At 68.6% G+C, this 5,365-nt stretch carries 4 protein-coding genes; 2 read left to right on the top strand and 2 right to left on the bottom strand.

Annotation, left to right across the window (positions count from 1 at the left end):
- Window positions 1–699 precede the first annotated feature (699 nt).
- Window positions 700–825, bottom strand: a complete 126-nt coding sequence (locus VET27_RS11280) for a hypothetical protein (protein WP_526518029.1) — start codon at window positions 823–825, stop codon at window positions 700–702.
- Between the two features lie 173 nt (window positions 826–998).
- A complete protein-coding gene (locus tag VET27_RS11275; protein ID WP_526518026.1) occupies window positions 999–3,200 on the bottom strand; it encodes an MMPL family transporter in 2,202 nt (733 codons plus the stop codon).
- A 182-nt stretch (window positions 3,201–3,382) separates the two neighbouring features.
- On the opposite strand from VET27_RS11275, the gene VET27_RS11270 reads away from it, so the two are divergent.
- Window positions 3,383–4,531 (top strand): sensor histidine kinase, encoded by a 1,149-nt coding sequence (locus VET27_RS11270; RefSeq protein WP_526518031.1) that lies wholly within the window; start codon window positions 3,383–3,385, stop codon window positions 4,529–4,531.
- Complete coding sequence (locus VET27_RS11265; protein WP_526518024.1) at window positions 4,528–5,184, top strand: response regulator transcription factor; 657 nt, start codon at window positions 4,528–4,530, stop codon at window positions 5,182–5,184. Before VET27_RS11270 ends, VET27_RS11265 begins: the two co-directional genes overlap by 4 nt.
- The last annotated feature ends 181 nt before the right edge of the window (window positions 5,185–5,365 follow it).

Raw genomic sequence — 5,365 nt, 5'->3', positions numbered from 1 at the left:
GCTTGACCGACTCCTGGGCTGGGCTGCCGGTTTCGGCAGTGCAGCTTCAGGGTCAGGGTCGGCGGCGGGGTAGGGGTCGACCGGTGCGCCCATGGTGGTGCCAGAAGCCTCGTCTTCGCGACAGGGCTGGGACGGCCCCGGGCGGGGCCCGCGGCCCTGCGCGAACAGCCCGCCACCCGGGTTGGGGCGAGTCGCTGAATACGTGTGCGGGGAAGAAAGCCCAGCTATCGGTCCCGCGGGGTCAGCCGCGGGCGCTGCACTGCTGGTCGCGTTCAACGCAATCGTCTACTGTCCGATCTGACGAGCCTGCATGTTGATCGTCACCGGTGGTTGACGAGGAGATCGCCACTCTTGCTGCCGACGAAGCCGATTTGCCGATCGGCAGGCTGACGTTGTCGCCGGCGCGGTTCGATGTTTTTCGCGGTGGCGTCCGCGTCGTGGAACTCCCAACGCGGCTACTTTTGTTGCGGATGCTGGTCGGTCAACCTTCGGCCCGGGATGTCCGCGGACGGGTGAGGAGATGGGCGGTCATCCCGTTAGGGGTACCCAAGCGAGAATCGTCACCGGGCCGGTGTTGCAGGACGGCTGTGCACGTACACCCCGGTCGCCCACGGCGTTGCCATTCGCGGTTCGGCTTGTGGAGCTGGTGGCGGCCAGGTGTCCGCCTGCCGGCGACGCCGTCGATCCCGGACGTCCGCCTCATACCCAATACGTGTCGTGTCTCAACATGAACGCCGCACGCTGCTCCTCCGTCATTTCCTCGCCGCGGGCGAGCGTCTCGAAGTAGTCCTCACGCGGACCGCCGGGAGCGAACATCAGCAGCATCGACGCGCCGCCTCCACCGCGGAAGGCGTGCAGTCCGCCCTCTGGGACGTAGAGGTCAAATGCAGAGCCTCATCGACGTCGAGGTTGGCCTCCTTCCCCTCTTCTCTTCCCGCCCGCAGGAGCATTGGGAGCAAACGGCAGATCATCGGCGATTCCGGATCGAGTCGTGCCGTTCAGACTTTGAGCGGAGCTCGGACTGCGACCCGGGGTTGCGGCAAGCTGTCCACGCCGTCGAGGTCGATGGTCGGGAGGGTGCGGTCGAGCCATCGGGGGAGCCACCAGTTGGCGTCGCCGAGGAGCTTCATCGTCGCCGGTACCAGCACCATCCGCACGAGGGTCGCGTCGACAAAGATCGCTGTGGCCAGGCCGAGGCCGAACATCTTGGTGGCCGGGTCCGGGCCGGTGACGAAGGCGAGGAAGACCGCGATCATGATGAGCGCCGCCGATGTGATCACCCGGCCGGTGCTGGCGATGCCGCGGACGACCGACGCCTCGTTGTCGCCGCTGGTGACGTACTCCTCGCGGACCCGGGAGAGCAGGAAGACCTCGTAGTCCATGGAGAGCCCGAAGAGGATGGCGAACATGAACATCGGGATGAACGAGACGATCGGCACGGTCGAGGTGAGGCCGATGAGGCCGGCGCCCCATCCCCACTGGAACACCATGACCATCACGCCGTACGACGCCCCGATGCTGAGCAGGTTGAGCACCACGGCCTTCAGCGGCACGAGCACCGACCGGAACACCAGCATGAGCAGCAGGAACGACAGCCCGAGCACGGCACCGATGAACAGCGGCAGCCGGTCGTTGACCCGGGCGCCGACATCGGCAAAGTTCACCATCTGCCCACCGACGTGGGCGTGCGCGGGGCTTCCCGCGAGCACCGCCGGGATGACCTCGGCGCGCAGCCGCTCGACGGTCTCGCGCGTTGCTTCGTCCTGCGGTCCGGTCGCCGGGAACACGACCACGGACGCGATGCCCGCCTCGGTGTTCACGTTCGCCGGCGCCACGGAGGCGATGCCGCGGTCGGCACCGAGCGCGTCGACCAGTCGGGTAACCACACCTACGTCGCCGGCGAGGTCGGCAGCGACCACCAACGGACCGTTGTGACCGGGGCCGAACCCTTGCGCTACAAGGTCGTACGCCGCACGCTCCGTGCGGCTCGAGGGGAGCGCACCGTCGTCGGGGACGCCGGGGCGCAGGGCCAGCGCGGGTGCCGCCAGGGCCAGCAGCAGCGCGGTGACACCGATCAGGTACGGCCAGGCGTGGCGGGTCACGTGCCGGACCCACCGCGACCAGCCCACACCGTCGGCGGCCGGCGGACGGCGGAACCCGAAGCGGTTGATGGCGTGGCCGGACAGCCCCAGGAACGCGGGCAGTAGGGTGATCGAGACTGCCACCATCACCGCGACCACCATCGCGAGGGCGATCCCGCCACCGGTCATGAACGGCACACCGGCGACCGCGAGCCCCAGGACGGACACGATGACGATGCCGCCGGCGAACACCACCGGCTGACCCGCCGTGGCGATGGCACGGCCGACGGAATCCTCGACCTCGAGCCCCTGCGCGAGGTAGTCGCGGTGCCGCGTCACGACGAACAGCGCGTAGTCGATGCCGACACCGAGCCCGACCATGGCGCCCAGCACCGGGCCCCAGTTGGGGACGTCGATCACACCGGCGAGCAGGGACATCGAGCTGATGCTCACCGCGAGGCCGAAGACCGCCATACCGATCGGGAGAGCGGTGGCGATGAGCGACCCGAAGGACAGGAACAAGATGACCGCCGCGGCGAGCAGACCGATGGCCTCGCCGATTCCGGCCGGGGGCGCCTCGAACGCGAAGAAGAGGTCGCCGCCCATCTCGACCCGCACGGCCGAATCCGACTCGGCGCGCAATGCCTTGAGGTTCACCAGGTCCGCGGCGGTCAGCGCGTCCAGCGTCGGATATTGGACGCGCACGAGCGCCACGCGTCCGTCCGGTGACACGACACCGCTGTTCCGTGCCGCGTCAGGCCCGGCGGCCAGAGGACCGCTCGGATCGCTGGTGGACAGCACGTGCGGCAGCGCGGCTGCATCCGACTGGACCTTCGCGAGTGCCGCGCGCGCCGGCGCCGAGTCGAAGAACGTGGCGGCGTCGTCCCGCGGCGTCACTACGACCTGCGCGGTCAGACCTTCCTGGCCGGTGCCCGCGGCGGCGATGAGGTCGTTGGCCTGCTGCGAGTCGAGGCCTTCCACCCGGAACGAGTCCTCGAGCTTGTGGCCGAAGGCGCTCGCGGCGCCCACGACGAAAACGGCCAGGATCAGCCATGTCCCAATCACCACCCACGGGCGGCGAGCACTCAGGTGGCCCAAGCGGTACAGGCTCTGTGACATCATCGGTGGTCCTCCGGATCGTGAACGTGTCAGCGCAACTGCCGACGTCCTCGATCGTGGCCAGCCACGCCGTGCGGGACATCGGCCGTGGAGGCCTGAGTCGTACCGGCCGATGGACCGGGACACGGCTGGTTCTTTCGGCCGATACAGCGACCGCGTGCGATCCCTACGCTGGACCCGTGATGGGAAACGCGGTCCTGGCCTTGTGGAACGAACCTCGGGCTCCGCAGCCGCCTGCGCGCGTGTGGCGGGACTGGGCACTGGTCGCTGTCCTGGTGCCGACCGCCGTTCTCGAAGGCATCCTTCGTACGGATGCCGCGTGGCGTCCGGCGGCGCTCGTGCTCGCCGTGGCGTTGGTGTTCCCGCTTCTGTGGCGGCGGACGCACCCACTCGCTGTCGCCGCGGTGCTCTTCGGCGCACTCATCGTGCTGAACCTCGTCACGCTGATCAATGGTCCCGCCACATCCGTGGGGCTGTACACGATGATCTATGTGCTGCTGGTCCCCTACGCACTGCTTCGATGGGGGTCTGGTCGCGAAGTCGTGATCGGGTTGTCGATCGTCGTGGTCGGCGGCCTGCTCGGGATCGCGAGCGATTTCAACGGCTTCGGCGAAGCGGCAGCGGGCTTCGTGTTCCTCATGTTCCCCGCATTTCTCGGCGCCTTGGTCCGCTTCGGGACAACCTCGCGAACTCGCGAGCTGGACCAGGTCAGACTGCGGGAACGCGAGCAGCTGGCGCGCGAGCTGCACGACACCGTGGCGCACCACGTGTCGGCGATGGTGATCCGCGCTCAGGCGGGACGCGTGGTCGCCGAGTCGCGACCCTCCGCCGCGGCTGACGCTCTCAAGATCATCGAGGCGGAAGGTTCCCGTACTCTCGCCGAGATGCGGGCCATGGTGGGCGCTCTGCGCGAACGCGACGATGCCGACCTCGCTCCCCAGGGTGGCGTAGCCGACATCGAGCGGCTCGCACGCACCCGCGGCGACGAGCCCCGGGTCGAGGTCCACATGTCTGGCGAGCTTGACGACCTCAGCCCGTCGGTCGCAGCCGCGACCTACCGCATTGCCCAGGAGTCGATCACCAACGCGATGCGTCACGCCCGACGCGCCACCCGGATCGATGTCTTGGTCGCCGGTGCGGACGACGTCGTACGACTGACGGTCCGCGACGACGGGGACGCGGTCTCCACCAGCCGAGCCTGGGAGGGCTACGGCGTCGTCGGCATGACGGAGCGCGCGACACTCCTCGGGGGCACGCTCGAGGTCGGCCCCGGCGTCGACCGAGGCTGGGTGGTCGACGCGGTGCTCCCTCGGGTGGGTCCGACCCGATGAGCATCCGTGTGCTCGTCGCCGACGACCAGGAGCTCATCCGGACCGGGCTCCGGATGATCCTCGACGCCCAGCCCGGCATCGAGGTGATCGCCGAGGCGCGAGACGGTCGCGAGGCGGTCGCGCTGGCTCGTCAGCTGCGACCCGACGTGTGCCTGTTCGACATCCGCATGCCCGACGTGAACGGTCTCGAAGCCACCCGTCTGCTCGCGGGGCCTGACGTCGAGGACCCGATGGCCGTCGTGGTGATCACCACCTTCGACCTCGACGAGTACGTCCACGGCGCGCTTAAGGCGGGAGCCCGCGGCTTCCTGCTCAAGGACGCCGGGCCCGAGCTGCTCAGCCAGGCGATCCATGCGGCTGCCAACGGCGAGGCGCTCATCGCCCCGAACGTCACGGTGCGCCTGCTGGCGGCCTTCGCGGAACTGCGAACGGGGCAGCCAACGGTTCAGCCGATCGAACCGCTCACCGCCCGGGAGGAGGAGGTGCTCCTCACCGTGGCCACGGGCCTGACCAACGCCGAGATCGCCGACGAGCTCTACATCAGCCTCAGCACAGTCAAGACCCACCTCGCCAGCCTCATGGGCAAGCTCGGCGCCAGGAACCGGGTCGAGATCGCCATGTGGGCATACGAAACGAAACGCATCACGACCTGAGTCTCGGGCTGCGGAGTCCGTGCCTGCAGGTCAGAGCCCATTTGGACGACCGACTCTGTTGACCAGCCGTTGAGCAGACCACGGCGGAGAAGAAGAGGCTGCCCGCCGGTCCGCTGGTCCGCTGCGAAACTTTCGAGGAGGGTTTGTCGGTCCAGACTCTCCATGTTGGCAGCTACGACAA

The organism is Mycobacterium sp. (genome assembly GCF_035633495.1).
GTDB lineage: Bacteria > Actinomycetota > Actinomycetes > Mycobacteriales > Mycobacteriaceae > Mycobacterium.
Note: the sequence above shows the minus strand (reverse complement) of the source record. Positions and strands in the feature narration are given on the sequence as shown.